Origin of the sequence: Christiangramia lutea (genome assembly GCF_022489035.1) — a bacterium.
GTDB lineage: Bacteria > Bacteroidota > Bacteroidia > Flavobacteriales > Flavobacteriaceae > Christiangramia > Christiangramia lutea.
In genome coordinates, this window is record NZ_JAKVTV010000002.1 from 365,251 (window position 1) to 391,121 (window position 25,871).

Consider the following 25,871-nt stretch of genomic DNA (forward strand, 5'->3'; position numbering starts at 1 on the left):
TTTAAATGTTTAACTGCTTTTAGCAGTTAATTAACGGAATAACAATGGCAGTAAATTTTCCGTGATGGCTAAGCGAAAAAGGAATGGTTTCTGAATTTGTTTTGTCCAGGATCGAAGGTATTCCATACCTGTTCTTTACAACACCGATCTCATCATGCCTGAATATGTTTTGTTCCCTAAGATCTGTGAGGAAATTTTCAAAAAGGAATTCCAAGGAAGGATAAATATAACTTTGCAGATTATCCTGAGTAGTCGAACAATGTATATAATGTTCATTCCTGTCAACTTCGACCTTATATTTCCATTCTCCGATATTGACAATAGATTCTGAGTCGCATTCGTAATCCAAGGGATTGATCTTTCGAGCTAAATTGAAACGTCTCTGGTGAGCTTTATAGGCTGTTTCCTTCATCGCCCAAAGTGTCCATAACATTTTTTCCTTATCTGATTCGGCTTCGATAATATCCCTTTCCTTACCGGTAAAAACTTTCTTGCAATACCTGGGGTTGTTTGTTTTATTTTCTAACCTGGCTATACTAAGATCTATGATATCATTTCCTATCACGGATGCTTTAATTTATTCTGAATTATAGATTTGGCGTCTCCCACGGTAAGCATACCTTCCATAGAATCGTTGTCTATTTCAATATTGAATTCATCTTCAACATCCAGGACTACATCTACAAGATTTGCCGAATTGATCTCCAGGTCATTTATAAAATCTGTTGATTCCTCGAAATTATCAAGTCCTTCCTGTCTTTGTGCATAAGGCTTTACAATGGACTTAAGCCTGTCCATAATTTCTTTTTCACTCATTTTTTTCAGGATTTATATCTTTTAAATATAGCTACTGCATTTACATCGCCAAAGCCAAAACTTGCCTTTGCCAGTACGTTTATTTTTTGTTCGATCGTATTATTTGGAATTTTATCAGGATTGATTAGATCCAGAATCTCAGGGTGTTTATCTTCACAATTCAGATTACCGAAAATATATTGATTATATATCTGAAGTACAGAAGCAACACATTCAATAGACCCGGCGGCGCTTAGACAATGTCCCGTCATACTCTTTAATGAATTAATATAAGGGAAATCATTGGCTGTTCGACCCAGTGCTTTAGTCCAGTTTTCTACTTCAACTGAATCTCTTGTTGTTGCGGTTAAATGACCGTTTATAACATCAATATCCGAAACCTCAATTTCAGAATTTTCCAGTGCCTTTGAGATACACCTGATCACCGCCTCACTATTGGCAGCGGTCATACTACCTTCTCCCCTTTGTCCACCACTATTTATATCTCCACCTAAAACTTCACAGTAAATTCTTGCACCTCTATCAATGGCCGAATCAAGTTCTTCCAATAACAAAGCTCCTGCCCCACTTCCGGGTACAAAACCTGAGGCAGTTTCACTCATGGGGCGTGAAGCCTGTCCTGGCTCCTTATTGTATTTAGAAGGTAAAATTCGCATGGCATCAAATCCTCCCCAAACATAGGGGCCATGATCACTACAGCTACCAACCAGCATTCTTTTAGCTTTACCATTTTGTATTCTTTCAAAACCCATTAATAAAGCCTCGGTACCTGTGGTACAGGCCGAAGAATTAGTAGTTACCTGGTTACCACAACCAAGAATTCCACCAAGATAGGCACTAATCCCGCTGGCCATTGTTTGTACCACACTGGTGCTTCCCAAACGTCTGGTCTTTCCTTGATCTATCAATTGAATCGCTTCACGGAATTTATCCACACCAAGAATCCCTGTACCAAAAATGATCCCTGAATCCCAGTCTGGAGAACCGTTTTCCTGAATTTCAAGCCCGGCATCCAACCATGCATCTGTACCTGCGACCACACCGTAAACGATGCCGCTACTATTTAATCCTCGAAGTTGAAGCGGAGTGAAATAATTACTTAGCAAATCTTCTGAAATTTCTGGCTTTCCTCCTATCTGGCAACTGAACTTCAACTTTTCTAGTTCAGGAAAAAACCGAATCCCGCTTTTCATTTCCCTTAAGGCAGACCCGAAATCTCGCAAGCCTACGGCATTAGGTGCGACTACTCCCATTCCCGTAATTACTACACGTTTTTTCATTTAAACACAGCTTTTTTGGAAAGGATCATTCCTGCTATAACTCCACGACATACAACCTCATTTTTCGAGTTTCGCATCTCAATCCGGCATTTTAATTTATTAAACCTGAAATATTCCTTTTTTGAAATGACCTTTACAGATTCTCCGGGGAAAACAGGTTTGAAGTATTCAATTTCACTTGAACTAAGTGCGATATTTGGCTGGTTAACCAGATCACCGGTCTTTTTCAGAAGGTAAATTCCGAGGCAAACCACACCAATCTGAGCCATACATTCTGTCAAAATCACCCCAGGTGTTACAGGATTATCCTTAAAATGTCCTTTGTAAAAATCAAGATCAGCAGAAAATCGATAGGTTCCTTCAATTAAATTCTCATCAATTTTCAGGATCTCATCAACGAAAAGAAATGGCTTAGAATATGGTAGGTATTGAAAAATTTCCTGCATTTACATCAAATGTTCTCCTCCATTTACAGGAATAATAGTGCCGGTAATCCAGCTTGCTTCATCTTTGCTCAATAGATACACCACATTGGCCACATCATCTGGAACCGTAAGTCTTTTAAACGGATTATGTTTTAAGGCATGAACCCTAAGAGTTTCATTTCCAGGGATCATTTGAAAAGATCTGGTAACGGTAATTCCCGCCTGTATACAATTGGCTCGTATCCCATGGCGTGCAAATTCAAGCGCCATACTTCTGGTTAAAGCTTCCAGAGTAACCTTAGCCGCAGAGACAGCAGCATAATTCTTCCATGCCTTTTTATTGCCGTCACTGGTAAAGGAGATCACGCGGGCATCTTTTGCAAATAGCCCATTTTTGAAAATAGCTTGGGTCCAATCATAAAGGCTTAACGCCATCGCGTCTATAGTAAGCTGAAAATCGAGGTTTTCCAGAAGAGCCTCCTCTCCTATCATAGGTTTAAGATTACCCTTCGCAATACTATGAAGTAATGTTCTAATCTTGCCTTCCTCTCCAAGCAATACTTTTATTTTTTTAACCAGTTCCTCTCTTTTTTCTTTGTTAACCGCATCGGCATTAAAGCTTTCAAACTTCACACCCGAATTACGAATATCATCAAAGGCTTCTTCAATATCAGGAATTTCACTTCGACGGTCGCGGTGAATAATGAGGATATTCATCCCGTGTTTGGCAAGTTTCTTTGCACTGGCATACCCAAGGCCACTACTTCCGCCCAGAATAAGCGCCCAGTAATTCTGATCTTTAAATTCTACTACCATTCTATTAAAATTCGTTGTGCTGAAAATCCCGGACCGAAACTTAGCATTATTCCCTGCTCCCCTTTGGGAATATCCTTATTGAGAAATCTTTCGAGAACATACAAAACTGTTGCGCTACTCATATTGCCATATAAACGTAGAACTTCCCGGGTATCATCTATATTATTTCCTAAGTTACCAAAAAGATCAGAAACCGTCTGAACTATTTTTCGGCCACCAGGATGAAATATCAAGTGATCTACATTTTCAATAGAAGTGTGGTATTTCTCTAGAAATGGATGAATGATATCTGGGAAATTTTCTGATATAGTATTGGGAACTTCAGGATCCAGTATCATTTGCAGGCCACTGTTCTTCAGGTCGAATCCCATTAAATGTGTGGCGTTGTAGAAATGATACATTTCCTCACCAATTATTCCAGGACCTTCACATTCTTCTTCCGAAGATAATAGGACACACGCTGCGCCATCACCAAAAATGGCCGCGCTAACCATATTGGCCATGCTGTAATCTTCCAGCTGAAAGGTTGCCGACGGGCTTTCAACAGCTACCACAGCAGCCCGTTTCCCTGGATTTGCCTTTAAAAAATTATACGCATAGATCATTCCTGAAATACCTGCAGCACAACCCATCTCTGTAACCGGAAGCCTGGTAATATCTTTTTTTAAGCCCAGTTCATTAATCAGGTATGCATCGAGAGAGGGAATCATGATCCCTGTACAACTTACCGTAATTATAAAGTCTAAAGAATCAGGCGACCATTGAGCTTTTTCTAAAGATTTATCCAAAACCTGTAAACCGAGTTTTTTTACTTCACGAGTATATATATCATTTTTATCCTCAAAGGAGGTGACCGTGAAGACTTCTTCCGGAGACATGATCGAATAACGCTTATCTACCCCTGCACTTTCAAATATCTTGAGGATTTTCCTTCTGAACCTTTCCTCCTGCCCAGATAGCCATTCTTCAACAAAGGGAAGAATATCTTTAGTTTCTCTGGAGTAGGCTGGTAATTGTTTTTGGGCTGATATAATTTTTACACTCATGTAACTATTGTTCCTTTTTAATTATCCATTGATACCTGAATGCCCATTTCCAGCTGATCTTGAAAGAAGAACAGGAAATATCTTCTTGATACCTTAACAGGTCTGATCTCTTAAATCCTCGAAGAATAGAGGTTAAACCATCTTTTCGGGCGATTTCATTATTTACGAAAACCGAACAAAAGGCCTGAAAAAGAATGTAAGCGGAATTACTTCGATGCAGGTCATTTATCACAATTCCCAACTTAGCCTGTGTATATAACTGGTTAAGTAAACTTATGATCTCCTTATCCTTGAAATGGTGTAGGGTTAGGGTGCATAAAATGATGTCGTATTGATTTGACTTAAAACTGTCACTGAAGATATTGAGTTTTTCAAAGCTCAAATTCTCAAATTTCTTTGATTTTTCCTTAGCTATTTGAATGGCATGTTCGTTCGCATCAATTCCAATAAGTATGAACTCCCTTTTTTGCGATTTCCCCCAGGCGGCTACTTTCCTTAAAATTGAACCATTTCCACAGCCTATATCTACTATTTTGATCTTCTTATTTTTTGAATGGCCCTTCAATAACTCCTTTATTCCATCCAGGGTGATTTGATTTCCGCCAAGCCAGGAATTGATATTGTCGAGATCACTTAGAGTTTTACGCAACTCAGGCCCCTTAAGATCAAAGTCGTCCATGATTTCTGTTTTATCGGTTCTTCGAGAGATATCCTGTTTAAGCATAAACTTTCTTTCCGTGGGTTCGTTTTATGATCTGCGGCAATAGACCGGGAATTCTATTAATTAATTTTAGAGATACTTCCGAAGCCGTTTGGTTAAGCAAAAGCCTTTGTAATATTCTTCCCGATCTCAACCTTATTGCAAATTCCTTTCTCCATTCTTCTTTATAACTTTTCTCAACATCTAAACGGTAAAAATGTTCATTTGAATAAAACTGAAGGATTTTCTCAGATGCTATCTTAGCGCTATGAATAGCCATCGCCATTCCGTTTCCGCATAGCGGATGTATTAGTCCTGCAGAATCGCCAAGCATTAAAATATGATCCTCGATGAGTGACTTTTTTTCAAAAGAGACCTGGCCTATACTTAATTCTCTTGCCATGGCTATTTCAGAGGTAACGAAGAATTCCCTTAGATGAGGATTTCTCATTAGAACCTCTTCTCTGAAATCATCTGTACTTCGATATTCTTTAAAACTTGAATAGGTCGCCAGGTAGCAAACATTAATTGTATTGAGTTCGGTCTTTGAAAGTCCACAATAGCCTCCTTTAAAATTATGCAGGTACACTTTATTGGAAGGGAAATCAACGGATTTCGTTTTATAATGAGCCTTTACAGCAAGCCATCCCGATCGGTTTTCAACAAAATCCCTTTTTAATGATTTGTCCAGATTCGATCTTTTTCCGAAGGCTCCGAGTACAAATTCTGAAGAATAATTTTCATCTTGAGTAAAGACCATAAAATGATCATTTTTAAACTTCACAGATGTAACTGTTGCCTGAATAAATTTACATCCTAATGCTTTAGTCTTTTCAAATAAGTAATTATCCATGGAATAACGACTTATACCAATTCCGCCCATTTCCAATTCACAGGAAATCGAATTTCCCGAAATCGAGGAGAATTCAAGATGGTTTATCTCCGGCGGTCTAAAAGTTGCAAGATTAATTTCAAGAGAATTTAAGTAGGGAAAAACCTCTGACGATAGATATTCTCCACATACTTTATGATGAGGATAGCTTTCTTTTTCTATTAGAATCACTTCAAGGTTGTGTTGGCTTAAATGAATAGCGGCTGTTAAGCCTGCTAATCCACCTCCAATAATTATTACCTGAGCTTTTCTCACCCTATGAAGGTAAATAAAAGAATAAAAAAATCCCGGAATATTTTCCGGGATTCTTCAAAATTGTTTTGAGAATAGAAGATTAGTTGTCAGCAGTTTGTTTATCTGCTTCCTGCTTAGCTTGTTCTTTTAATTCTTCGTTAGCAACAATGGCAATCTCTACCCTACGATTTTTAGATCTTCCTTCAGCGGTAGTATTATCATATTTAGGCTGTGATTCTCCATACCACTTAGTGGTAAATCTACCTTTCTCAATTCCAGAATCTACAAGGTAACCAGTTACCGCTTGTGCTCTGTTCTTGGAAAGAGTTAGGTTATAACTATCACTACCCGTATTATCGGTATGCCCTTCCACAAGAATATTGGTTTGAGGATATTCCATGAATATATCAGCTAGTTTATTTAGCGTAGCCTGTGATTTGTCATTGATATTATACTTTTCAGTATCAAAGTATACACCGCTGGATTCATCAAAGGTCACATTAATACCTTCTCCCACACGTTCTACTTCGGCTCCAGGAATCTCCTGTTCAATTTCCTTTGCCTGTTTGTCCATTTTATCCCCAATAATCGCACCAGCAGCACCACCAACTACGCCTCCAATTATCGAACCTAAAGCAGTATTTCCGTCTCCAGTATTATTACCAATAACACCACCTATTACGGCTCCGCCAGTTGCACCTATCACGGCTCCTTTTTGCTTGTTATTGGCATTCTTTGTCGCTTCGCAACCAACCACGAGGCTGGAAATAAGCAGTATCGTGAACATTTTATTAAAAACTGTCTTCATAGCTATTTACATTTTATTGTTTAGAAAAGTTCATTCTTATGGTAAATGGTGAGCCTTCGAGGCTAACTGTTTGTTCCCAAACCATATTGGTATCAGTTAAACTTTTAAGATTCAATCTGAATCCCTGATTACCAGTTGTAGATTTATAACCATCATTTGTTGGTTTCAGCAGGAAGTCATATATGCCTGCAGGGGTATTTTCCTCGTCAATAGACCATATAAAATAATTTGTATCAGCATTACAATCCATACCACTAACACTATATGTGCCACGATTGTTATTTGATACAAAATCCCAGGTACTGTTTTCAAAACAGGAAGCAGAGGCTTCATTAAAAAGAGTCACATTAAATTCTCCTGAATTATTAGGATAGGTTACGCTGGTAAGTCTCCAGCTACCATCAAAAGTTTTACGAGCTTCCTTGGCCACTTTACTGGTCCCACCACATGAAGCCATTAATACGGCTAGGGTAAATAATAATAAATACTTTTTCATTGTAGATTTGATTTGAACTAAAAATCCAATGCGCATTATGTATACCATAAAAACACATTGGATTCTCGAAATGGATTATTTTTTATCTTCTAAACAATCTGCTAAGTAGAGAAATTACAAGCAGCACTAAGAAAATGTAAAAAATTATCTTCGCAATATCGGCTGCTCCTTCTGCAATCCCGCCAAAACCAAAGATGGCTGCAATAATTGCGATAATCAGAAAAATAACGATTAAACGTACCATAATTTATAGATTTAATTGATTAGTCAAGTCTAAATTACAGTAGGGATGCACCTTCAGCAAAAGATTATTATTAATTTAACAATGTGATTGTTAAGGATTCTTAATTAAAATATCCTAATTACCTTTTCATATTAATATTCTATTAAATCTTGTAGTTTCATCCTGAATCTTTGCTTAGGTAGATATTGATCTTCCAGTTGTTGAGCAAAAGGGATGGGAGTGTCCAGGCTACCTACCCTCATTATCGGGGCATCAAGGCTTTTAAAGCATTTTTCAGAAATTAGCGCAGAAATTTCTGAAGCAAAACTTCCGGTAAGTGAATCCTCTGTTAGCACGATGGCCTTTCCGGTTCGGTTAACCGACAAACATATGCATTCCAAATCCAGAGGCTGAAGACTACGTAAGTCTATAAGGTCTGCTCCTTTATAATCCATTTCATCCAGAATTTCCATGGCCCAGTGAACCCCGGCACCATAGGTAATAATAGTTATTTCAGAACCTTCTCTTAATTTGGAGGCTTTACCAAACGGTAAGGTGTAATAATCTACCGGAACTTCCTGTCTTACACTTCTATAGAGAGCTTTGTGTTCAAAAAAAAGAACCGGATTAGGATCATTAAAGGCTGTATTAAGCAAACCTTTAGCATCGTAAGGAAATGCTGGATAAACTACTTTTAAACCTGGCACTTTGGTGAACCAGGCTTCATTCGTCTGACTATGGAACGGCCCTGCTCCTACTCCACCACCACAGGGCATTCTAACCACTACATCGGCATTTTGTCCCCATCGGTAATTTATTTTAGCCAAATAATTTACAATTGGATTAAAACCCGAACTCACAAAATCACTAAACTGCATTTCCACCATGGCTTTCATACCATTGATAGATAAACCCATAGCTGCTCCTATAACTGCTGATTCACAGATAGGTGTATTGCGAATCCTGTCCTTCCCAAATTCTTCTATGAACCCTTCAGTGATCTTAAAAACACCACCATAATCTGCAATATCCTGCCCCATAAACACAAGTTCGTCATGTTTTCTGAGTGATTCTTTAAGTGACTGGGAAATAGCATCTATGAACCTTAATTCTTCTTTTTTTATTGAAGGGCTAATTTCCTGATATTTAAATTCTTTAAAAACATCACCTAGCTCTTTACTTGGATCAACATCTACCGGGTTTTCCCTAAAAGCAGACTGTAAATTCTCCTCAATTTCGGCCTGGATATCATTTTTAATTCCAGTTAAAATGGCCTCATTCAGTATATCCTTTTCAAAGAGATATTTTTCAAAATTAAATATTGGGTCTTTAGCTTCCCATTCGTCCATAAGATCCTGCGGAACATATTTGGTTCCGCTTGCCTCTTCGTGACCTCTCATCCTGAAAGTCTTGAATTCTATAAGCGCAGGACGAGGATTATTTCTAATGCTCTCAGCTATTTCTGAAACTCTGGAAAAAACTTCAAGAATATTATTTCCATCAATAATATGAGATTCCATTCCATAACCAGCTCCTCTTTCAGCCAGGTCTCTACAGCGATATTGCTCACTTGTAGGTGTCGATAAACCATATCCATTATTCTCTATACAGAACAAAACTGGCAAATCCCATACTGATGCGATATTCAATGCTTCATGAAAATCACCCTCACTGGTTCCTCCTTCCCCTGTGAAGACCGCAGTTATCCTTTTCTCGTTTCTTAGTTTGTTCGCTAAAGAAATTCCATCGGCTACACCAAGTTGAGGTCCCAAATGGGAGATCATCCCAACTATTTTATATTCCTGGATACCAAAATGGAAACTTCGGTCACGACCGTTGGTAAATCCGGATGCCTTTCCCTGCCATTGCGCAAACAACCGATTCAAAGGAATGTTGCGGCTGGTAAAAACCCCAAGATTTCGGTGCATTGGAAGTATATATTCATCATCCAATAAAGATTTGGTAACCCCAACCGAAATCGCTTCCTGACCAATCCCACTAAACCACTTTGAAATCTTGCCCTGCCTTAGAAGGATCAACATCTTCTCCTCTATCATCCTAGGTTTCAACATAGATCGGAAAAGATCTAATAAAACATCTTCAGATAGAGTATTATTCTTGTATTCTATGGTCATGGATTTGGCACTGTTTGAAAACATAATAGGATTTTATATCTCAAATGTAGTTAAATTTCTATTTGCTAAGAAAAATATAAACCATGGCCATATCCCCTTATTTTCCTTAACTTTGCCTGTTACCTTAAAATAAAATACTGCTAAAAATGGCAATGAATAATATACCTAGTGTAGATCTGGCCGACTTTTTATCGGAGGATCCTAAGCGTAAAGAAAAGTTCGTAAATGAGATTGGGAAAGCCTATGAAGAAATAGGTTTTGTTGCTTTAAAAAACCACTTTTTAAGTGATCAACTAGTTGAAGATCTTTATAAGGAAGTAAAGTCCTTTTTCGATTTACCTCTGGAGGTGAAACAAAAATATGAAATTGAAGGCCTGGCCGGGCAGAGAGGTTATATTTCTTTCGGAAAGGAACACGCCAAAGGAAAGAAGGAAGGAGATCTTAAGGAATTCTGGCATTTTGGTCAGGAGCCTGCAGAAGATGCCAATTTAACCGAAGAATACCCGGAAAATGTTCAGGTTGAGGAATTGAAGGATTTTAATCATACCGGAATGGAGTCATATAGAATGCTTGAGAAAACCGGCATCTATGTTCTTCGTGCTCTGGCGCTATATATCGGGATTGATGAACATTATTTCGATCACTGGGCTAGTAACGGGAATAGCATCTTAAGACCTATTCACTATCCTCCTATTAAGGAAGAACCTAAAGGAGCAGTTAGGGCCGGCGCACATGGAGACATTAACCTTATCACCCTATTAATGGGGGCTTCTACAGGTGGACTACAGGTATTAAGAAAAGATGGTGAATGGATAGACGCTGTACCTGAAGAAGATGAACTTGTAATTAATGTTGGTGATATGTTAGAAAGACATACCAATAACAAGTTAAGATCTACAATTCACAGGGTTACCAATCCGCCAAAAGAGCAATGGGATAAACCAAGGTATTCCATCCCTTTCTTTATGCACCCAAGAAGTGAGATGAAACTTGACTGTCTGGAGGAATGTATAGATGAAAACAATCCAAAACAATATGAAGATATCACTGCAGGTGAGTTCCTTCATCAGCGACTTGTAGAGATAGGACTCGCAAAAAAATAGTTATGGCGAAAAAGAAATTAGGTCTTGAAGATCTGGGAGGTTTCGTTTTTTCCACAAATGATGATTTTGATGAATCCCAGTATTCTGAGAGTGACTCTCGGGAAGAACTCGAACCAAAGGATCAACAACTGGAAGCTCATTTCAGCAATAAAGGCCGCGGTGGAAAGACCGTGACCATAATTAAAGGATTCCAGGGACCGGAAGATGAACTTGTATCCATGGGAAAAATGCTGAAGAAAAAATGTGGAGTTGGAGGTTCTACTAAAGATGGAGAGATCATAATCCAGGGAGATGACAGAGAAAAGATTATGAAAATTCTGAAAAAGGAAGGTTATAATGTAAAGCGTGTTGGAGGATAATCTAACACGCTTTTTTTAATTTTTAATATGGGAAATAAAACCTTACACATTGTAAATGGCGATAGCCTTACCGAGCAAATGCAGGAATTGAACTTACCTGGAGAACTCGTGGTTTGGAGGGAATTACTTTGTGAAGGTCCCACTCTACAAAAAATAGACACTGATTTTTTTAAGCTTAGAAAAAAATTTTTAAGGAAAACATACAATATCTCTTCAGAAAATTACGAGGAGCGGTTTATTGCAGAGGTTAAAAAACTAAAAGCAGTAAAAGATTATGACAATGTGGTGCTTTGGTTCGAATTCGATTTGTTTTGTCATATAAATATGCTGGCAGCGATAAGGTGTATATCAGAAAAGAAACATGATGCTCCTATTTCTCTCGTATGCAGTAAAAAACTGGAAGGAGAGAAAGAATTCTTACCGCTTTCGCAACTCAGTATTAAAGAACTTCAGAATCATTATGAGAACAGGATCGAATTAAATACTGAAGACATCGAGGTCGCATTATTGATCTGGGAGCTTTATTGCGGAAATAATCCACTAAAACTCAAACCTCAAATTAAAGTCGTTACCAATTTCGAATATTTATCCAGCTGCATACGTGCACACATAGAAAGGTTTCCTAATAGCATAACCGGCATAAATACTTTGGAAAAAAATATTTTAAGGCTTATAGAGAGCCATGAAATAAAAAGCCAGAACCATCTATTGGGTTACGCCCTGCAATACCAAGGGTATTATGGATATAGTGATACGCAAATGGAACGTTTACTTAATAAACTTTCCATTTTCTTTCAGGTTAATGAGGATCGCCTTGCACTGAGTGAAAATGGGCAATTAGCCCTTGAGGGTAAAAAGAACTTCTACAGAGATCTAAAAAATGAAGATTGCTTTGGTGGTACCAAAATGTATGATTTCCTCTACGAATCTGAATCGCATAAATTATTAAAATTATAGAATGAGTTTAAAAGCTTCCGAACTTATCCTTAATGAGGATGGTTCTATTTATCATCTGGGTTTACTACCAGAGGATCTCGCAAAAACAGTTATTACCGTTGGAGATCCAGCCAGGGTTTCCTCCGTTAGCAAATATTTCGATTCTATAGAGGTAAAGAAACAAAAGAGAGAATTTAATACTCATACTGGTATATATAAAAGTAAACGCATTACGGTCATGTCTACCGGCATGGGAACAGACAATATAGATATCGCTCTTACAGAGCTAGATGCTCTTGTAAATATCGATTTAAAGAAAAAGGAGGTTAAGAAAAATTTCACTACTCTGGATATTATAAGAATTGGAACCACTGGTGGAATAAGAAAAGATACTCCCGTAAATTCTTTCATTTTAAGCGAAATAGCCCTAGGTTTCGATGGATTGATGCATTATTATAAGGATGATTCTTTCCTGAAAAATGAAATTGCAGAAGCTTTTGTACAGCAAACCGATTGGTCTCCGAAAAAAGCAACTCCGTATGTTGTGGAAGGAAGCCAGGAATTAATTGAAAAATTAAGTTCGGAAATTACTATTAAGGGATTTACGGGAACGAATGTTGGCTTTTATGGCCCACAGGCAAGAATCTTAAGAGCAGAGGTTTCCGATCCTAAAATGAACGACAAAATAAGGGATTTTGAGTTTGAAGGCCTTAAGATCACTAACCTTGAAATGGAGACTTCTGGAATCTACGGAATTTCAAAATTACTAGGACATAATGCACTTTCGATGAACCTTGTACTGGCCAATCGTGAAACCGGGGAATTCTCAAAAAAAGCCAAGGAAAAGATGGATGAACTTATTCTTTACTGCTTGAACAAGATAGTGGCTTAGCTAGCTTATTTAACAATATATTAAAAGCAATGCCTGGTCTACTTCGTATTTTTGGTAAAACAAATTTTAGTCCATGCAGCAACCTAATGATGACCGATTCAGGCACCGAGATCTTAATTGGTTAAGTTTTAATGAAAGGGTTCTTCAGGAGGCTTCAGATAAGATCAATCCACTTTACGAAAGGATCAAATTTCTGGCCATTTTCTCCTCAAATCTAGATGAATATTTTAGGGTAAGAGTTTCTCAGCTTCGCCAGATGAAAAGGGTGAAAAAAAGTATTCGTAAAAAACTGGCTTTAAGGCCTACTAAACTTACCAAACAAATTATTGAAGAGGTGAAAGCCCAGCAGGATAGATTTGGTGAGATTTATCACAAACAAATTCTTCCAGAGCTGGCCGAAAATAATATCCAGGTGCTGGATGCCGAACATTTTGATAATAACCACAAAGAATTTGCTGAGTCATTTTTCAAAAATAAAGTAGAAAAAAATCTAAAACCCATTGTATTAGATTTGAAAAAGGAAAATGAGCTTTTCCTTGAAAATTCGGTTTTATACTTTCTTATCACCTTCGAAGATGAAAATAAACTGGCAGTGGTTAATATACCAGTTAATGAATGTGGTAGATTTGTGCAACTGGACAATAACCAAAGAGGACATGATATTACCTACCTGGACGAGATCATTAGACATGAAGCTTCCTGTATTTTTCCAGAAGCCGAGATTACAGGTATTTATGAGATAAAATTATCCAGGGATGCCGAGCTTTATATCGATGATATCTACGAAGGAGTACTGGCCGAAAAGATTTATTCGTCCCTGAAACAGCGTACAGACGGGCAACCGACCAGGCTGCTTTACGATGCCAGCATGCCCAAACCTGTTCAGAAGAAAATAAGGAAATTGCTTAACCTGGGAAAAATAGATATGATGCCTGGCGGGCAGTATCATAATTTTAAAGATTTTTTCTCTTTTCCTGATCCAAGCAACAATGAAAAGCTTCATTTCAAAGAACTCCCCCCTCTGCCTCACAAAGTTTTAAGTAAAAGTGATGATTACTTTAAAGATATCGCCAAAAAAGATCAGGCTTTGCACTTCCCTTATATGTCTTTCTCGTACGTAGAGAACTTTGTAAAAATGGCTGCTGAAGATGAACACGTAACCGATATTAATATTTCGCTTTACCGTGTAGCAGATGAATCAGACCTTACAAATTCGCTGATGAAAGCTCTGGAGAATGGAAAAAGAGTAACTGTATTCGTTGAAGCGAAAGCCAGGTTTGATGAAAAGAACAATATCAGCTGGGGTAGAAAATTTGAAGAAAAAGGAGCCAATGTAATTTATAGTTATCCTAAGGTAAAGGTTCATTCGAAGATCATGCTGGTGTGTAGGCAAGAAGGTGATGTAAATATGAGATATGCCTATATTGGTACCGGGAATTTCAATGCTGAAACCTCCAGAATCTACTGCGATCATGCTATTTTTACAGCTGATAAAAACATTACTAAGGAGCTCCAGAGACTTTTCAAGGTTTTAGAAGGTGAATTGTTAATTCCAAGGGAGAAGAACCTTCTTATTTCCCCATTTTCTACAAGACAGGAATTTATTAAACTCATTTATAACGAGATCGAAAATGCAAGAGCCGGAAAAAAAGCCAGGATAACGGCTAAAATGAACAGCCTCGAAGACAAGGAAATGATCGAGTTATTATATAAGGCCAGTAATGCTGGTGTTAAAATAAGAATGTTAATTAGAGGATTTACCTGTCTTATTCCAGGAATAAAGGGAATGAGTGAAAATATTTACATTACCAGCGTGGTAGACAGGTTCCTGGAGCATGGCAGGATCTATCTTTTCGAGAATGACGGGGAAGAATTGATGTTTTACGGTAGTGCAGACTGGATGAGCCGAAACCTTGACCGGAGAATTGAAGTTGTTTCCCCGGTTTTGGATAAAGACATCAAAAAAGAGTTCAAGGATATTCTGGAAATTCAATTGAATGATAATGTAAAGGCCAGGATACAGGATGCTGAAGAATCAAATAGATACGTTCAGAAGGAAAAAGAAAATAAAAGCATTAGATCTCAATATGAAATCTATAATTACCTAAAAGAAAAACATTCTTCATGAAAACTATAAAAGTTGGCGGAGTTCCGGAACATTTCAATTTACCATGGCATCTATGCATTGAAAATGGAAAATTTGAAAAGGAAGATGTAAAGGTAGAATGGAAAGAATTTCCTGAAGGAACAGGTGCGATGTGTAAATCCTTGCGATCAGGAGAAATAGATGCTGCCGTGATTCTTACCGAAGGAATTATTCGGGATATAATTAATGGTAATCCAAGTAGAATTATCCAGGAATATATTGGAAGTCCCCTAATTTGGGGAATTCACGTAGATGCAAGATCTCACTACAATAATTTACAGGATCTGGAAGGCACTAAAGCTGCGATAAGCAGAATGGGAAGTGGTTCCCACCTTATGGCATATGTGAACGCCCAGTATAGAAATTGGGATATCAAGGATCTGCAGTTTGAAATAATCAATAATCTCGAAGGGGCTATTAAAGCTTTAAGGCAAGATGAGGCACAGTATTTTATGTGGGAGCATTTCACCACAAAGCCACTGGTTGATAATAATACCTTCAGGTTAATTGCAGACTGCCCTACTCCATGGCCGTGCTTCGTAATTGCAGCCTCGGAAAAATGCCTGGAAACAAAATCTGATGCACTTCAAACTATGCTTCACGTTCTTAACGCGGAAACCAGAGACTTTAAATTAAAGAAGAATATAGATATCCAATTATCAGAAAGATACGGGCAAAAGCTTGAAGACATAAGGAAATGGCTTGACCTAACCCGCTGGAGCCAGGAACAAATTAGTAATGAAGATTTGGAAAGTGCTCAAAATACCCTGGCTACCCTAAATCTAATTGAAGAAAAAATAGATATTTCAAAGCTCACCAGTAATCTATAGCAGTATAGTTAGCTGAATTTTAGGCAGTTTAACCTTTCTAATAAGGTTTAGGCCGCATTTGTTCGTATATTTGTTACTGCTCTAAAAATCAGCATTATAATCTTACCTATTTACCTTTGTGGTAATCCCCCCGCATTTTAATTTATCCAGGACGTTTCAGTTAATTACTGATCATTCAATTCTGGTGTTCAAAAGTCGAGGAAGATGAAAGTGAGATTAATAATTTTGAGCATCTTATTTGGTCTGATAAGCAATTCTGCAGAAAGCCAGATCTTAAAGAAACTCAAGAAAAAGGTTGAAGAAACCACTGAAAAAGTACTGCTTAAAAAAACTGAAGAACAAACCGAAAAAACGGTTGAAAGTGCATTCGACACCGTATTGAATCCTAATTCTGGCAATACTTCTAAAGACCAAAATAAATCAGGAAAAAGTTCCAACGATGCAAAGTTGATCAATACGGAAGCAAAAAGAGCATTTTATACATCAGATGTTATTGTAAGAACTTCAGACAATGAAGGAAAAGGAAGTGAATACTATTTCGACAGTGACGAGATTGCTGCCCGTGGAGAGGCTCCTAACGCCGAAAAATCAATTTTTATAGACAGTGAAGGTTTTCAATACGGGTATAACAAAGGTGAAGGTAGATGGGAAAAAACCGGGATTATGCGTACCGACGGAATGTCTTTTATGATGCCTGCAATGTCCATGGGAATCTTAAAACTTCCCGTGGAACCCACCATGGATGCCGCTGAAAAACTGAAACAGCAGGGATTGAATATGAATACTTTTCAGATCGTGGAATGGGCTTTTATCTATAAACCAGAACATTTTAGAAATGGCCAATATGAAGAAACCACTGCTCCATGTCCCGGCGGTGGCTCCTGCCCAAAATTTATTTATACAGACCCTGAAAATAAAGGTTCCTGGGTGGTTTTTGATAGCCAGGGCCGTTTATCTGAAATCTATGCAAAGGTAGACAACCAGCAGGCTAAGGGTGAGGGCTCTTATAAATTCTTTTATGAACCGGTGTCGGTAAGTATTCCAAATGCGGTGGAAGTTAAAATGCCATTTCAGGATCTCTTCCTAAGTGGAATGGACACAGATCCTGGAGGAAATAATAGCACGGAGGTGAACAAAAGTGGCAATAATACGCCAAGTACTAGCACCTCCGGAAATGTTACTCAAAATTCAATGAGTTCAACGGCTGGTAAAGGTGGCCTTAATGAAGGGGATTTACCGGCAACCTATGAATTTGACTGGCAATACCACCTGAAAATGGATATGCCGAATCAGAAAAATGATCCACTTGATCTGGTTATGCTTCTGAAAGAAAATACCAACTATCAGGGGATCAAGATGAAAATTCAAGGCACAGGCGAAGCAACCATGGTCTTCGATTTAAAGATGAATGCTTTGGTTATGTTCATGCAATCTGGCGACGGTAAGTTTTTCCAGATACATTCAATGGATAATACAAAGAATATAGATGATATTCCTGAAATGCAAATAAGGAATCTTCCAGATAAGACCGTAATTGGATTCAAAAGCAAGGGCGTAGAAATTGAAAACGATGATTATATCGCACAAGTTTATCATACCACTGAAGCACCTATTAAAACGAGTGGTCTGTTTAATTTTTCAGAACCCATGGATAAGAAAATTCCCAACATAGATACAGCGCTGATAAAACGATTTTCAGATGGCCTGGTAACTGAGATGCATTATACCGATAAAAAAGATTCTAAAAATAAGGTCAGTTTAACGGCACAATCCCTGAACCAGGTAAAAACTTCCATAAAAACCGGGAATTACCAGAACCTGAGTTTTATGGGGCAGTTAAAACCTAAAAATTGAAACATAAAATAATAGAATATGGTCTAGCATTTGAAAACTAGTTTTTCATTGGAGAGTCAGCAACTATAAGTATTCTAGACTATTAGAATAAATAATAACTGATTTTAAAAGGCTGGATCTATTCCAGCCTTTATAATTTTATTACCATTCTTCAAACACATGGTAGAATTATAAAAAAAAGTTCTACTTTCGATTTCAATAAATCTAACCCAATACATGAAAAATCTATTTATAGCAGTTTTTCTGCTAGCGACTACTGCTGTGTCCTATGCACAGGAAGAGAAAGAATCAACGTCTAATCAGGAAGAAGTAGAAAAACGAGATATTACTCAAAATGAGCTAAGCATTAACGCATTTAACCTCGTAGCCTTTGGTATTATTGAAATAACCTATGAAAGGGTAATAAATGAAAACTCTACCTGGGCACTGGAAGGTTTTTTCCATCCTAGTAAAGACGATTATTTAGATGAGGCTTATTACAAAAATTTATCCCTAACCGGTAAATACAAACATTTCTTCAGTTCTAAATATGCACGAGGATTTTATGTAAATGCCTTTGGAATGATCTCCAGCGGCGAGTATGAAACAGATTATTACTACAGTGATATATCTGAAGAGTATATTTATGAAACCGAGGATTATACCGATTTTGCCTTAGGCTTTGGTCTTGGCGGTAAGTTCGTTTCCCAGGGCGGTTTTATGCTGGATCTAAACGCCGGAATAGGTAGAAACCTACTAAGTGAAAATTCACCAACAGTGGTAGGCCAGTTCATGGTAAATCTTGGTTTTCGTTTCTAGTTACCAGTCTATTTGTTTTTTACCTTTGGACACGAGGTAATCGTTCGCCTTGCTAAAATGACTATTACCAAACCAGTATCCGCGATTGGCACTCAATGGGGAAGGATGACCACTGGTTAAAATAAGATGTTTTGAGGCATCGATCAATTTTGCTTTTTTCTTGGCATAGCCTCCCCAAAGCATAAAGACGACATTCTCTTTTTTTTCAGAGATAAGTTTTATCACCTGGTCGGTAAATTTCTCCCATCCTTTGTTTTGGTGAGATCCGGCCTGGTGAGCTCTTACCGTTAAAGTTGCATTTAAAAGCAATACACCCTGATCTGCCCATCTTTCCAGGTTCCCGGTTGAAGGTAATGGTTTACCAAGATCGTTCTGAATCTCTTTGAAAATATTGATAAGCGAAGGAGGAAAAGTTATACCATCCCTTACCGAAAAACATAACCCGTTAGCCTGATCGATCCCATGATATGGATCCTGCCCCAGGATAACCACCCTGGTATCCTGGAAGACAGAATGATCGAATGCAGCAAATATTTCGGAGCCTGGCGGGAAACATTTATGTTCAGAATATTCCTGTTTTACGAAGCCAATGAGCTCTTTAAAATAATCTTTTTCAAATTCGGTATCCAGTTCACTTTTCCAGCTGGGGTGTATTCTTACGTTCATTAGAATTAAGTAACTTTGTAACGCCTCAAAAGTAGGGAAAAATTAATATGATAAAAATAAGTTCCAGGAGTCTTGAAGATCTTGAATTTCCGGTAGTATGTGAGCAGATTAGTGAATTGTGCATTACCGGTCTGGGAAAAGAAAAAGCTCTCAATATCCAACCTTATCCTAATTATAAAAAAACGGTTTTCGGACTCGATCAAACCAACGAATATTTTAATTCCAAAACTCAGGACCAGCCAATACCAAATCATGGTTTTGATTCGATACAAGCCGAGATCAAATTACTTGGTATAGAGGGTTCTCTTTTAGAAATTGGTGGTTTTAGAAAGATCTCTTCCATTACCGAGACGGTAAACACGCACCTGAAATATTTCAGAAAATATTCAGAAGCCTACCCGGCGCTTTCTGAAACAGTTTCGCACCTGGAATTCGATACCAGCCTTACTGAAAAGATCAACGGTATCATAGACCGTTTTGGCGAGATGAAAGATGACGCTTCTCCCCTTCTCCAAAACCTGAGACGCTCAATCAATTCCGTAAGAGGAAAGATTAACTCAAGTTTTAACTCTGCACTTTCGTCATACAATTCATCTGGATACCTGGACGAGATAAAAGAGAGTGTGGTTGAAAATGTTCGTGTACTTGCAGTGAAAGCCATGTATAGGCGGAAAGTAAAAGGAGGGATTATGGGTAACTCCAAGACCGGAAGCATTGTATATATACAACCCGAGGCTACTTTTCAGTACACCAGGGAGCTCAACAACCTGGAGTATGAAGAGAAAGAAGAGGTAAAAAGAATTTTAAAAGAGCTCACCGAACTCACCAGGCCTTATCGTGAGATCCTGATAGATTATCAGCATTTATTGAGTGATATCGATGTTATCTCTGCAAAATCTAAATATGCTGAAAAGATCAATGGAGTTCTTCCCAAGATAACAAAGGAGCGAGAGCTGCATTTACAGGAAGCGTATCATCCCTTGCTCTATCTTAATAATAAGAAAAAAGGAGAAAAAACCTTTCCGCAGAGCATAGAGTTAATGCCAGACAATAGGATCATGGTTATCTCTGGTCCAAATGCCGGAGGTAAGAGTATTACCTTGAAAACGGTTGGCCTCCTTCAGGTAATGATACAAAGTGGAATTCTTATCCCTGTGCATGAATACAGCCGAATGTGCCTTTTCAAAAAAGTTCTGACCGATATTGGAGATAACCAGTCTATTGAAAATCATTTGAGCACCTATAGCTACAGGTTAAAGAACATGAACTATTTTCTTAGGAAATGTGATGATAAAACCCTTTTTCTTATAGATGAATTCGGAACAGGAAGTGATCCTGAACTTGGTGGAGCCCTGGCCGAAACTTTCCTGGAGGTTTTCTATGAAAAAGGTTCCTACGGAATTTTAACCACCCATTACGCTAATCTTAAAAAACTGGCGAACGAATTGCCAGATATGAGCAATGCGAATATGATGTTCGACAACAGAACTCTTGAGCCGGTTTATAAACTTCAGGTAGGTGAAGCAGGTAGTTCTTTTACCTTTGAAGTAGCCCAGAAAAATGGTATTCCCTACAGCCTAATCAACCGATCTAAAAAGAAGGTGGAAAAAGGAAAAATTCGGTTCGATAGAAGTATCGCCAAACTGCAGAAGGAAAGATCGGTTCTTAGAAAAACGACAGATTCTTTAAAGTCTAAAGAAGAGAAAGCCGCGGCCCAGCAGGAAAAACTGGAAGAGATCAACTCAAGGATCCAGCAAAAACTTGAAAATTATCAGGAGCTTTATGATTCAAATCAAAGATTGATTTATCTCGGTCAGAAGGTGAACGATATGAGCGAGAAATATTTCAGTAATAAGAAGAAAAAGGAACTTATTGGGGAATTCCTTAAAATGGTTGAGATCGAAAATTCCAAAAGGAAAAAAGAGGATATCAAACAGCAGAAGGCTAAAAAAGCCCAGGAGCGCAAACTGAAACAGGAAGTTCAGAAAAAGATCAAACCTATCCGGGAAAAGAAAAAAGCTGAGAAAAAGAAGGAAGCTGAAATTCAAAAGAAAGAAGCGAACAAACCAAAGGCAAAATTGAAAGTTGGAGACAGGGTTCGTCTCGAAGACAGTAAATCGGTTGGATCTATAGATACTATTGAAAAAGGAAAAGCGATCGTGAATTATGGAATGTTCACTACTTCCGTATCTTTAGACCAGCTGGAACTGGTTCAGGCGGCCAAAAAATAAGTCTATGAATAAATTACCCGAAAATAAAAAGATCATTCTATTCGATGGGGTTTGTAACCTCTGTGATGGAGCGGTTCAATTCATCATAAAGCATGATAAAAAGGATGTATTCAGGTATGCCTCCCTGCAAAGTGAAATTGGTAAAAAACTGGTTGCTGAACGTGGAATAGATCCTGAAGAGATAGATTCCATTATGCTCATTGAACCAGGGGTTGCTTACTATAGAAAATCTACTGCAGCACTTGAGATCGCCAGGGATCTTTCAGGAGGTTATTCGCTATTAAAGAATTTTATATTTATACCTGAAATAATGCGTGACGGAGTCTACGATTTTATAGCAAATAACCGTTATAGATGGTTCGGGAAAAAGGAACAATGCATGATCCCAACTCCCGAACTAAAAGCTAAATTTCTGGATTAAACGTTTTCTGAAACAACTTCTGTTTCCGGGTGATAATCGTCGTCCCAATCCTTTACATTTGGAGGTCCCATCATGTCGACAGATTTTGCTACCATTAGAGAAACGGCTGCATCTCCGGTTACATTCACAACCGTTCTACACATATCAAGAGGTCTATCTACGGCAAATATCAGGGCCAGACCAGCTTCGGGAATTCCCGCCTGCGCCAGTACAATAACCAGCATTACCATTCCTGCTCCTGGAACAGCAGCAGAACCAATTGAGGCAAGAGTTGCCGTAGCGATAATACCCAACTGAGTACCTAAAGTAAGGTCCATTCCAAATGCCTGGGCGATAAATATCGCTGCCACGGCCTGGTAAAGACTGGTTCCGTCCATGTTAATGGTAGCCCCAATAGGAAGTACAAAACTGGTTACTTCCTTATGAACTCCCATATGCTCCTCTACTCTTTCCATGGTTACAGGAAGAGTAGCTGCACTGGAACTTGTTGAAAATGCTAATAACTGGGCCGGAGATATTCCATTAATAAAGAAGGATGGTTTGTTTTTAGTAAATATCCATACTAAAAGGATATACACTCCAATCATTAAAGCAAGACCAATTAAAACAGTTAAAGCATACATGGCAAGTGCTGCAAACAGATCGGTACTTGGTGATTCAACAACTAAGGCAGCAAGTAATGCAAAAACACCATAAGGAGCTGCAAGCATAATTAGATCGATCATTTTCAGGATCACCTCGTTAAAACCATCGAAGAAATCCTTAACTGGCTTGGCTGTTTTTTCAGGAATAAGAATGAGTCCTATTCCGAAGAAAATGGCGAAAAAGATTACCTGAAGCATATTGGCGTTATCCCCGGCAGCTCCAATAATATTGCTTGGCACAAGATCTTCCAGGGCTTGTAATGGACCTGCATCTTTTTGTTTTTGTGCATCAGAAATTCTTACGGAGGCATCACCTTCATAACTCGCGATAAGGTCTGTCCGGGTTTCTTCAGAAATTGTTCTACCAGGTCCAATCAGATTTACCATGAGTAAACCAATGGTTACAGCGATCACGGTTGTCACAATATAGGTGGCGATAGTCCTAGTTCCCATTTTGGAAAGTTTGGAGATATCTTTAAGATCTGAGATCCCTTTAATTAGTGAAGCAAGGATCAAAGGCACTGCAATTAATTTCAGGGCGTTTATAAAAATGTTCCCGAAAGGCTTTATCCAATCGCTCACAAATTCGGCTCCCCAGCTAAAATTAGTCAGGATTAGGGCAAAAAGCACCCCTGCTACCATTCCTAATAAGATCTGCCAATGCAGTGCTAATTTTTTCATGTGCTAATATTTCTAAAATTTAGATTTTTGATGATTTATTCTGAAGATAATAATCGGCAAGAACCAATGCAGCCATAGATTCAACTATAGGTACGGCTCTTGGTACCACACAGGGATCGTGTCTTCCTTTTCCCTGCATTTCAACTTCCTCCCCTTTTGCGTTGATCGTTTCCTGCTTTTGCATTAGAGTAGCTACCGGTTTAAACGCGACCTTAAAGTAGATATCCATGCCATTGGAAATACCACCCTGTATACCTCCACTTAGATTTGTTTTGGTTGAACCGTCTGTATTGAAGTGATCGTTATGTTCACTCCCTCTCATTTTAGTTCCTTCGAAACCACTCCCATATTCAAATCCCTTGACAGCATTTATGGAAAGCATGGCTTTACCAAGTTCGGCATGGAGTTTATCGAATACTGGTTCGCCCAGGCCTTTTGGAACATTTTTGATCACACATTGCACAATACCACCAACAGTATCACCATCGGCTCGTATTTCCTTAATATATGCCTCCATTTGCCTGGCCATTTCAGGATCTGGGCAGCGAACTGGATTCTTTTCAGTTTCTGAAAAATCAACTTCAGAATAATCCTTTTTCATTTCCAGCTTTCCCACTGAAGAAACAAAGGCATTAATCTGTACATTCTGAAGCATTTGCTTGGCAACACTACCAGCAACTACCCTGCAGGCAGTTTCTCTGGCCGAAGATCTGCCACCACCGCGATAATCCCTTACCCCGTATTTCTCGTCGTAAGTATAATCTGCATGGGAAGGCCTGTAAGTATCTTTAATATGTGAATAATCCTTGGATTTCTGATTGGCATTTTTAATCACGAAACCAATTGGTGTTCCGGTAGACTTTCCTTCGAAAATACCGGATAGGAATTCAACGGTATCAGGCTCCTTACGTTGAGTTACAATGGCCGATTGCCCGGGTCGCCTTCTGTCCAGGTCTTCCTGTATCTTCTTAACATCTATCTCGAGACCGGCAGGACACCCGTCTATAATTCCACCTATAGCCACTCCGTGTGACTCACCAAAAGTGGTTAATTTAAATAAGTTACCAAAGGAATTTCCGGGCATCAGAAGGATTTTGAACAAATGTAAATTTTTAAGCACATATTTAAAAATGGAATCCTATTTAATATTAGGATAACAAACAGCAGGTATTTTAAGCTTTTAATAATCCATATTTAATTCTGGAGTAAGTATTAAATCAATGAATTATAAAATCTTTGCAGAAGAATAAACCTGAATTTATTGAAGAAAAGAAAGCCGGAAATAGTGGTTATTTCAGATATACACCTGGGAACTTTTGGGTGTCATGCTAAAGAGCTTTTGGAATATCTGAACACTATATCTCCCAAAAAGCTTATCCTTAATGGAGATATCATAGATATCTGGCAGTTCAAGAAAAGGTATTTCCCGAAGGCGCACCTGGAAGTGATACAGAAAATCCTTGATCTAAACTCCAAAGGCACAGAGGTGATTTACATCACAGGAAACCACGATGAGATGCTAAGAAAGTTCAGCGATACTACTATTGGGAATTTCAGTTTAGTTGACAAACTTATACTGGAAATTGATGGAAAAAAAGCCTGGTTCTTCCATGGGGATATATTCGATGTTTCCGTATCTAAGGCAAAAGTGCTCGCTAAACTCGGTGGCTGGGGTTATGATCTTCTTATCCTCTTTAACCGGCTCTTAAACTGGTTCCTGGTGAATACCGATGGCAGGAAATACTCTCTTTCCAAAAAGATAAAAGAAAGGGTGAAAAGTGCCGTTAAATTTATTTCTGACTTTGAAAAAACCGCTGCTGAACTGGCAGTTGAACAGGGATATAAATATGTGATATGCGGACACATTCATCAGCCGAAAATGGTAAGAAAGGTCATTGGAAATTCTACCTGCCTTTACCTGAATTCCGGTGACTGGGTGGAAAATTTAAGCGCACTGGAATACCAGGACAAAAAATGGAATTTGATACACTACAAAGACCTCGATTTAGACGCGCCTGCACCTACAATCGTGGCTGCCACCACAATCCTGCAAAAAAAGAAATGAGATCGAAATTATCCTTTTTCCGGATATATTTCATCGATCTTGCTAGTGAGAGCTTCCATGTCGAATGGCTTGGACAGAAAATCTGTAGCTCCTGCTTCTTTGCAAATTTCATCTACATTATGTAGGGCAGACATCATAATCACTGGAATATGAGCAACATCAGGATCTTTTTTGAGCATTTTACAAACATCGGTACCGTCTACCCCAGAAATTAATTTATCTAAAAGAAGCAGCTCAATGTCGTTCTGCACCAGATTTTCTTTGGTCTTACGAGGTTCCTGGGAGACCGTAACCTCATGACCGTTGAATTCAAGAATATCCTTGAGCATAAGTCCAATTGTATGATCGTCGTCAACGATTAAAATTTTAGCCAT

The 25,871-nt window shown here is 38.4% G+C and carries 27 protein-coding genes; 11 read left to right on the top strand and 16 right to left on the bottom strand.

Annotated elements, in window-relative coordinates; genetic code table 11:
* Positions 1-19 precede the first annotated feature (19 nt).
* From ML462_RS08010 to ML462_RS08065, 12 genes are all read right to left on the bottom strand, one after another.
* A complete protein-coding gene (locus ML462_RS08010) occupies positions 20-565 on the bottom strand; it encodes a 4'-phosphopantetheinyl transferase superfamily protein (protein WP_240713287.1) in 546 nt (181 codons plus the stop codon).
* Positions 562-816 (bottom strand): acyl carrier protein, encoded by a 255-nt coding sequence (locus tag ML462_RS08015; RefSeq protein ID WP_240713288.1) that lies wholly within the window; start codon positions 814-816, stop codon positions 562-564. The genes ML462_RS08010 and ML462_RS08015 overlap by 4 nt, the downstream gene beginning before the upstream one ends.
* Positions 817-821: 5 nt before the next feature.
* A complete protein-coding gene (locus ML462_RS08020; RefSeq protein WP_240713289.1) occupies positions 822-2,096 on the bottom strand; it encodes a beta-ketoacyl-[acyl-carrier-protein] synthase family protein in 1,275 nt (424 codons plus the stop codon).
* Positions 2,093-2,542, bottom strand: a complete 450-nt coding sequence (locus tag ML462_RS08025; RefSeq protein WP_240713290.1) for a 3-hydroxyacyl-ACP dehydratase FabZ family protein — start codon at positions 2,540-2,542, stop codon at positions 2,093-2,095. The genes ML462_RS08020 and ML462_RS08025 overlap by 4 nt, the downstream gene beginning before the upstream one ends.
* Entirely contained in the window at positions 2,543-3,337 is a 795-nt protein-coding gene (locus tag ML462_RS08030) for an enoyl-ACP reductase FabI (protein WP_240713291.1), read from the bottom strand.
* The gene (locus ML462_RS08035; protein ID WP_240713292.1) at positions 3,331-4,383 is read right to left on the bottom strand and encodes a type III polyketide synthase; all 1,053 of its coding nucleotides are present in this window, start codon (positions 4,381-4,383) and stop codon (positions 3,331-3,333) included. Before ML462_RS08035 ends, ML462_RS08030 begins: the two co-directional genes overlap by 7 nt.
* A 4-nt stretch (positions 4,384-4,387) precedes the next feature.
* Positions 4,388-5,107: a methyltransferase domain-containing protein gene (locus ML462_RS08040; RefSeq protein WP_240713293.1), complete on the bottom strand. Its 720-nt coding sequence runs from the start codon at positions 5,105-5,107 to the stop codon at positions 4,388-4,390.
* Positions 5,100-6,230 (bottom strand): NAD(P)/FAD-dependent oxidoreductase, encoded by a 1,131-nt coding sequence (locus tag ML462_RS08045; RefSeq protein ID WP_240713294.1) that lies wholly within the window; start codon positions 6,228-6,230, stop codon positions 5,100-5,102. Before ML462_RS08045 ends, ML462_RS08040 begins: the two co-directional genes overlap by 8 nt.
* Before the next feature lie 79 nt (positions 6,231-6,309).
* The gene (locus ML462_RS08050; protein ID WP_240713295.1) at positions 6,310-7,017 is read right to left on the bottom strand and encodes a YiaD family glycine zipper/OmpA-like lipoprotein; all 708 of its coding nucleotides are present in this window, start codon (positions 7,015-7,017) and stop codon (positions 6,310-6,312) included.
* Positions 7,018-7,030: 13 nt separating this feature from the next.
* A complete protein-coding gene (locus tag ML462_RS08055; protein WP_240713296.1) occupies positions 7,031-7,513 on the bottom strand; it encodes a lipocalin family protein in 483 nt (160 codons plus the stop codon).
* An 82-nt stretch (positions 7,514-7,595) separates the two neighbouring features.
* A complete protein-coding gene (locus ML462_RS08060) occupies positions 7,596-7,757 on the bottom strand; it encodes a DUF1328 family protein (RefSeq protein WP_108171536.1) in 162 nt (53 codons plus the stop codon).
* Positions 7,758-7,888: 131 nt separating this feature from the next.
* Positions 7,889-9,895, bottom strand: coding sequence for an alpha-ketoacid dehydrogenase subunit alpha/beta (locus tag ML462_RS08065; RefSeq protein ID WP_423738475.1), 2,007 nt, complete (start codon positions 9,893-9,895; stop codon positions 7,889-7,891).
* A gap of 128 nt (positions 9,896-10,023) precedes the next feature.
* On the opposite strand from ML462_RS08065, the gene ML462_RS08070 reads away from it, so the two are divergent.
* The 8 genes from ML462_RS08070 (at position 10,024) to ML462_RS08105 (ending at position 18,789) form a co-directional block, all read left to right on the top strand.
* Positions 10,024-10,974 carry an isopenicillin N synthase family dioxygenase gene (locus ML462_RS08070; protein WP_240713540.1) on the top strand — a complete coding sequence of 317 codons (951 nt, stop codon included), beginning with the start codon at positions 10,024-10,026 and terminating at the stop codon, positions 10,972-10,974.
* A 2-nt stretch (positions 10,975-10,976) separates the two neighbouring features.
* Positions 10,977-11,333: a translation initiation factor gene (locus ML462_RS08075; protein ID WP_240713297.1), complete on the top strand. Its 357-nt coding sequence runs from the start codon at positions 10,977-10,979 to the stop codon at positions 11,331-11,333.
* Positions 11,334-11,360: 27 nt separating this feature from the next.
* Entirely contained in the window at positions 11,361-12,290 is a 930-nt protein-coding gene (locus ML462_RS08080; RefSeq protein WP_240713298.1) for a DUF1835 domain-containing protein, read from the top strand.
* 1 nt (position 12,291) lies between these two features.
* Positions 12,292-13,161: a nucleoside phosphorylase gene (locus tag ML462_RS08085; RefSeq protein WP_240713299.1), complete on the top strand. Its 870-nt coding sequence runs from the start codon at positions 12,292-12,294 to the stop codon at positions 13,159-13,161.
* A 73-nt stretch (positions 13,162-13,234) separates the two neighbouring features.
* The gene (gene ppk1, locus ML462_RS08090) at positions 13,235-15,289 is read left to right on the top strand and encodes a polyphosphate kinase 1 (RefSeq protein ID WP_240713300.1); all 2,055 of its coding nucleotides are present in this window, start codon (positions 13,235-13,237) and stop codon (positions 15,287-15,289) included.
* Positions 15,286-16,137 carry a substrate-binding domain-containing protein gene (locus ML462_RS08095; protein ID WP_240713301.1) on the top strand — a complete coding sequence of 284 codons (852 nt, stop codon included), beginning with the start codon at positions 15,286-15,288 and terminating at the stop codon, positions 16,135-16,137. The genes ppk1 and ML462_RS08095 overlap by 4 nt, the downstream gene beginning before the upstream one ends.
* A gap of 204 nt (positions 16,138-16,341) precedes the next feature.
* Positions 16,342-17,991, top strand: coding sequence for a hypothetical protein (locus ML462_RS08100; protein WP_240713302.1), 1,650 nt, complete (start codon positions 16,342-16,344; stop codon positions 17,989-17,991).
* Positions 17,992-18,207: 216 nt separating this feature from the next.
* A complete protein-coding gene (locus tag ML462_RS08105; RefSeq protein WP_240713303.1) occupies positions 18,208-18,789 on the top strand; it encodes a hypothetical protein in 582 nt (193 codons plus the stop codon).
* Here the strand turns inward: ML462_RS08105 and ML462_RS08110 are convergent, their stop codons facing one another.
* Positions 18,790-19,455, bottom strand: a complete 666-nt coding sequence (locus ML462_RS08110) for a uracil-DNA glycosylase (protein WP_240713304.1) — start codon at positions 19,453-19,455, stop codon at positions 18,790-18,792.
* Positions 19,456-19,502: 47 nt separating this feature from the next.
* Here ML462_RS08110 and ML462_RS08115 point away from each other — a divergent pair, with 47 nt between their 5' ends.
* Together ML462_RS08115 and ML462_RS08120 are read left to right on the top strand one after the other, a co-directional pair.
* A complete protein-coding gene (locus tag ML462_RS08115; RefSeq protein WP_240713305.1) occupies positions 19,503-21,686 on the top strand; it encodes an endonuclease MutS2 in 2,184 nt (727 codons plus the stop codon).
* Positions 21,687-21,690: 4 nt separating this feature from the next.
* Positions 21,691-22,107, top strand: coding sequence for a thiol-disulfide oxidoreductase DCC family protein (locus tag ML462_RS08120; protein ID WP_240713306.1), 417 nt, complete (start codon positions 21,691-21,693; stop codon positions 22,105-22,107).
* On the opposite strand, the gene ML462_RS08125 is transcribed toward ML462_RS08120, so the two are convergent.
* Positions 22,104-23,432, bottom strand: a complete 1,329-nt coding sequence (locus ML462_RS08125; protein WP_240713307.1) for a dicarboxylate/amino acid:cation symporter — start codon at positions 23,430-23,432, stop codon at positions 22,104-22,106. The two genes, ML462_RS08120 and ML462_RS08125, sit on opposite strands and share 4 nt — an antisense overlap.
* Before the next feature lie 19 nt (positions 23,433-23,451).
* On the bottom strand, positions 23,452-24,516 hold the full coding sequence (gene aroC, locus ML462_RS08130; protein ID WP_240713308.1) for a chorismate synthase: 1,065 nt from the start codon (positions 24,514-24,516) through the stop codon (positions 23,452-23,454).
* A 177-nt stretch (positions 24,517-24,693) separates the two neighbouring features.
* On the opposite strand from aroC, the gene ML462_RS08135 reads away from it, so the two are divergent.
* On the top strand, positions 24,694-25,497 hold the full coding sequence (locus ML462_RS08135; protein ID WP_240713309.1) for a UDP-2,3-diacylglucosamine diphosphatase: 804 nt from the start codon (positions 24,694-24,696) through the stop codon (positions 25,495-25,497).
* An 8-nt stretch (positions 25,498-25,505) separates the two neighbouring features.
* On the opposite strand, the gene ML462_RS08140 is transcribed toward ML462_RS08135, so the two are convergent.
* Positions 25,506-25,871, bottom strand: coding sequence for a response regulator (locus ML462_RS08140; RefSeq protein ID WP_240713310.1), 366 nt, complete (start codon positions 25,869-25,871; stop codon positions 25,506-25,508).

What these genes read in the sequence shown, in the direction of transcription:
- ppk1 (WP_240713300.1), top strand. Translation starts at nt 13,235, where the DNA reads ATGCAGCAACCTAATGATGACCGATTCAGGCACCGAGATCTTAATTGG.
- ML462_RS08125 (WP_240713307.1), bottom strand. Translation starts at nt 23,432, where the DNA reads ATGAAAAAATTAGCACTGCATTGGCAGATCTTATTAGGAATGGTAGCA.
- aroC (WP_240713308.1), bottom strand. Translation starts at nt 24,516, where the DNA reads ATGCCCGGAAATTCCTTTGGTAACTTATTTAAATTAACCACTTTTGGT.
- ML462_RS08060 (WP_108171536.1), bottom strand. Translation starts at nt 7,757, where the DNA reads ATGGTACGTTTAATCGTTATTTTTCTGATTATCGCAATTATTGCAGCC.
- ML462_RS08120 (WP_240713306.1), top strand. Translation starts at nt 21,691, where the DNA reads ATGAATAAATTACCCGAAAATAAAAAGATCATTCTATTCGATGGGGTT.
- ML462_RS08140 (WP_240713310.1), bottom strand. Translation starts at nt 25,871, where the DNA reads ATGGCTAAAATTTTAATCGTTGACGACGATCATACAATTGGACTTATG.
- ML462_RS08095 (WP_240713301.1), top strand. Translation starts at nt 15,286, where the DNA reads ATGAAAACTATAAAAGTTGGCGGAGTTCCGGAACATTTCAATTTACCA.
- ML462_RS08055 (WP_240713296.1), bottom strand. Translation starts at nt 7,513, where the DNA reads ATGAAAAAGTATTTATTATTATTTACCCTAGCCGTATTAATGGCTTCA.
- ML462_RS08115 (WP_240713305.1), top strand. Translation starts at nt 19,503, where the DNA reads ATGATAAAAATAAGTTCCAGGAGTCTTGAAGATCTTGAATTTCCGGTA.
- ML462_RS08100 (WP_240713302.1), top strand. Translation starts at nt 16,342, where the DNA reads ATGAAAGTGAGATTAATAATTTTGAGCATCTTATTTGGTCTGATAAGC.
- ML462_RS08110 (WP_240713304.1), bottom strand. Translation starts at nt 19,455, where the DNA reads ATGAACGTAAGAATACACCCCAGCTGGAAAAGTGAACTGGATACCGAA.
- ML462_RS08015 (WP_240713288.1), bottom strand. Translation starts at nt 816, where the DNA reads ATGAGTGAAAAAGAAATTATGGACAGGCTTAAGTCCATTGTAAAGCCT.
- ML462_RS08030 (WP_240713291.1), bottom strand. Translation starts at nt 3,337, where the DNA reads ATGGTAGTAGAATTTAAAGATCAGAATTACTGGGCGCTTATTCTGGGC.
- ML462_RS08105 (WP_240713303.1), top strand. Translation starts at nt 18,208, where the DNA reads ATGAAAAATCTATTTATAGCAGTTTTTCTGCTAGCGACTACTGCTGTG.
- ML462_RS08070 (WP_240713540.1), top strand. Translation starts at nt 10,024, where the DNA reads ATGAATAATATACCTAGTGTAGATCTGGCCGACTTTTTATCGGAGGAT.
- ML462_RS08020 (WP_240713289.1), bottom strand. Translation starts at nt 2,096, where the DNA reads ATGAAAAAACGTGTAGTAATTACGGGAATGGGAGTAGTCGCACCTAAT.
- ML462_RS08040 (WP_240713293.1), bottom strand. Translation starts at nt 5,107, where the DNA reads ATGCTTAAACAGGATATCTCTCGAAGAACCGATAAAACAGAAATCATG.
- ML462_RS08035 (WP_240713292.1), bottom strand. Translation starts at nt 4,383, where the DNA reads ATGAGTGTAAAAATTATATCAGCCCAAAAACAATTACCAGCCTACTCC.
- ML462_RS08085 (WP_240713299.1), top strand. Translation starts at nt 12,292, where the DNA reads ATGAGTTTAAAAGCTTCCGAACTTATCCTTAATGAGGATGGTTCTATT.
- ML462_RS08050 (WP_240713295.1), bottom strand. Translation starts at nt 7,017, where the DNA reads ATGAAGACAGTTTTTAATAAAATGTTCACGATACTGCTTATTTCCAGC.
- ML462_RS08025 (WP_240713290.1), bottom strand. Translation starts at nt 2,542, where the DNA reads ATGCAGGAAATTTTTCAATACCTACCATATTCTAAGCCATTTCTTTTC.
- ML462_RS08075 (WP_240713297.1), top strand. Translation starts at nt 10,977, where the DNA reads ATGGCGAAAAAGAAATTAGGTCTTGAAGATCTGGGAGGTTTCGTTTTT.
- ML462_RS08080 (WP_240713298.1), top strand. Translation starts at nt 11,361, where the DNA reads ATGGGAAATAAAACCTTACACATTGTAAATGGCGATAGCCTTACCGAG.
- ML462_RS08065 (WP_423738475.1), bottom strand. Translation starts at nt 9,895, where the DNA reads ATGTTTTCAAACAGTGCCAAATCCATGACCATAGAATACAAGAATAAT.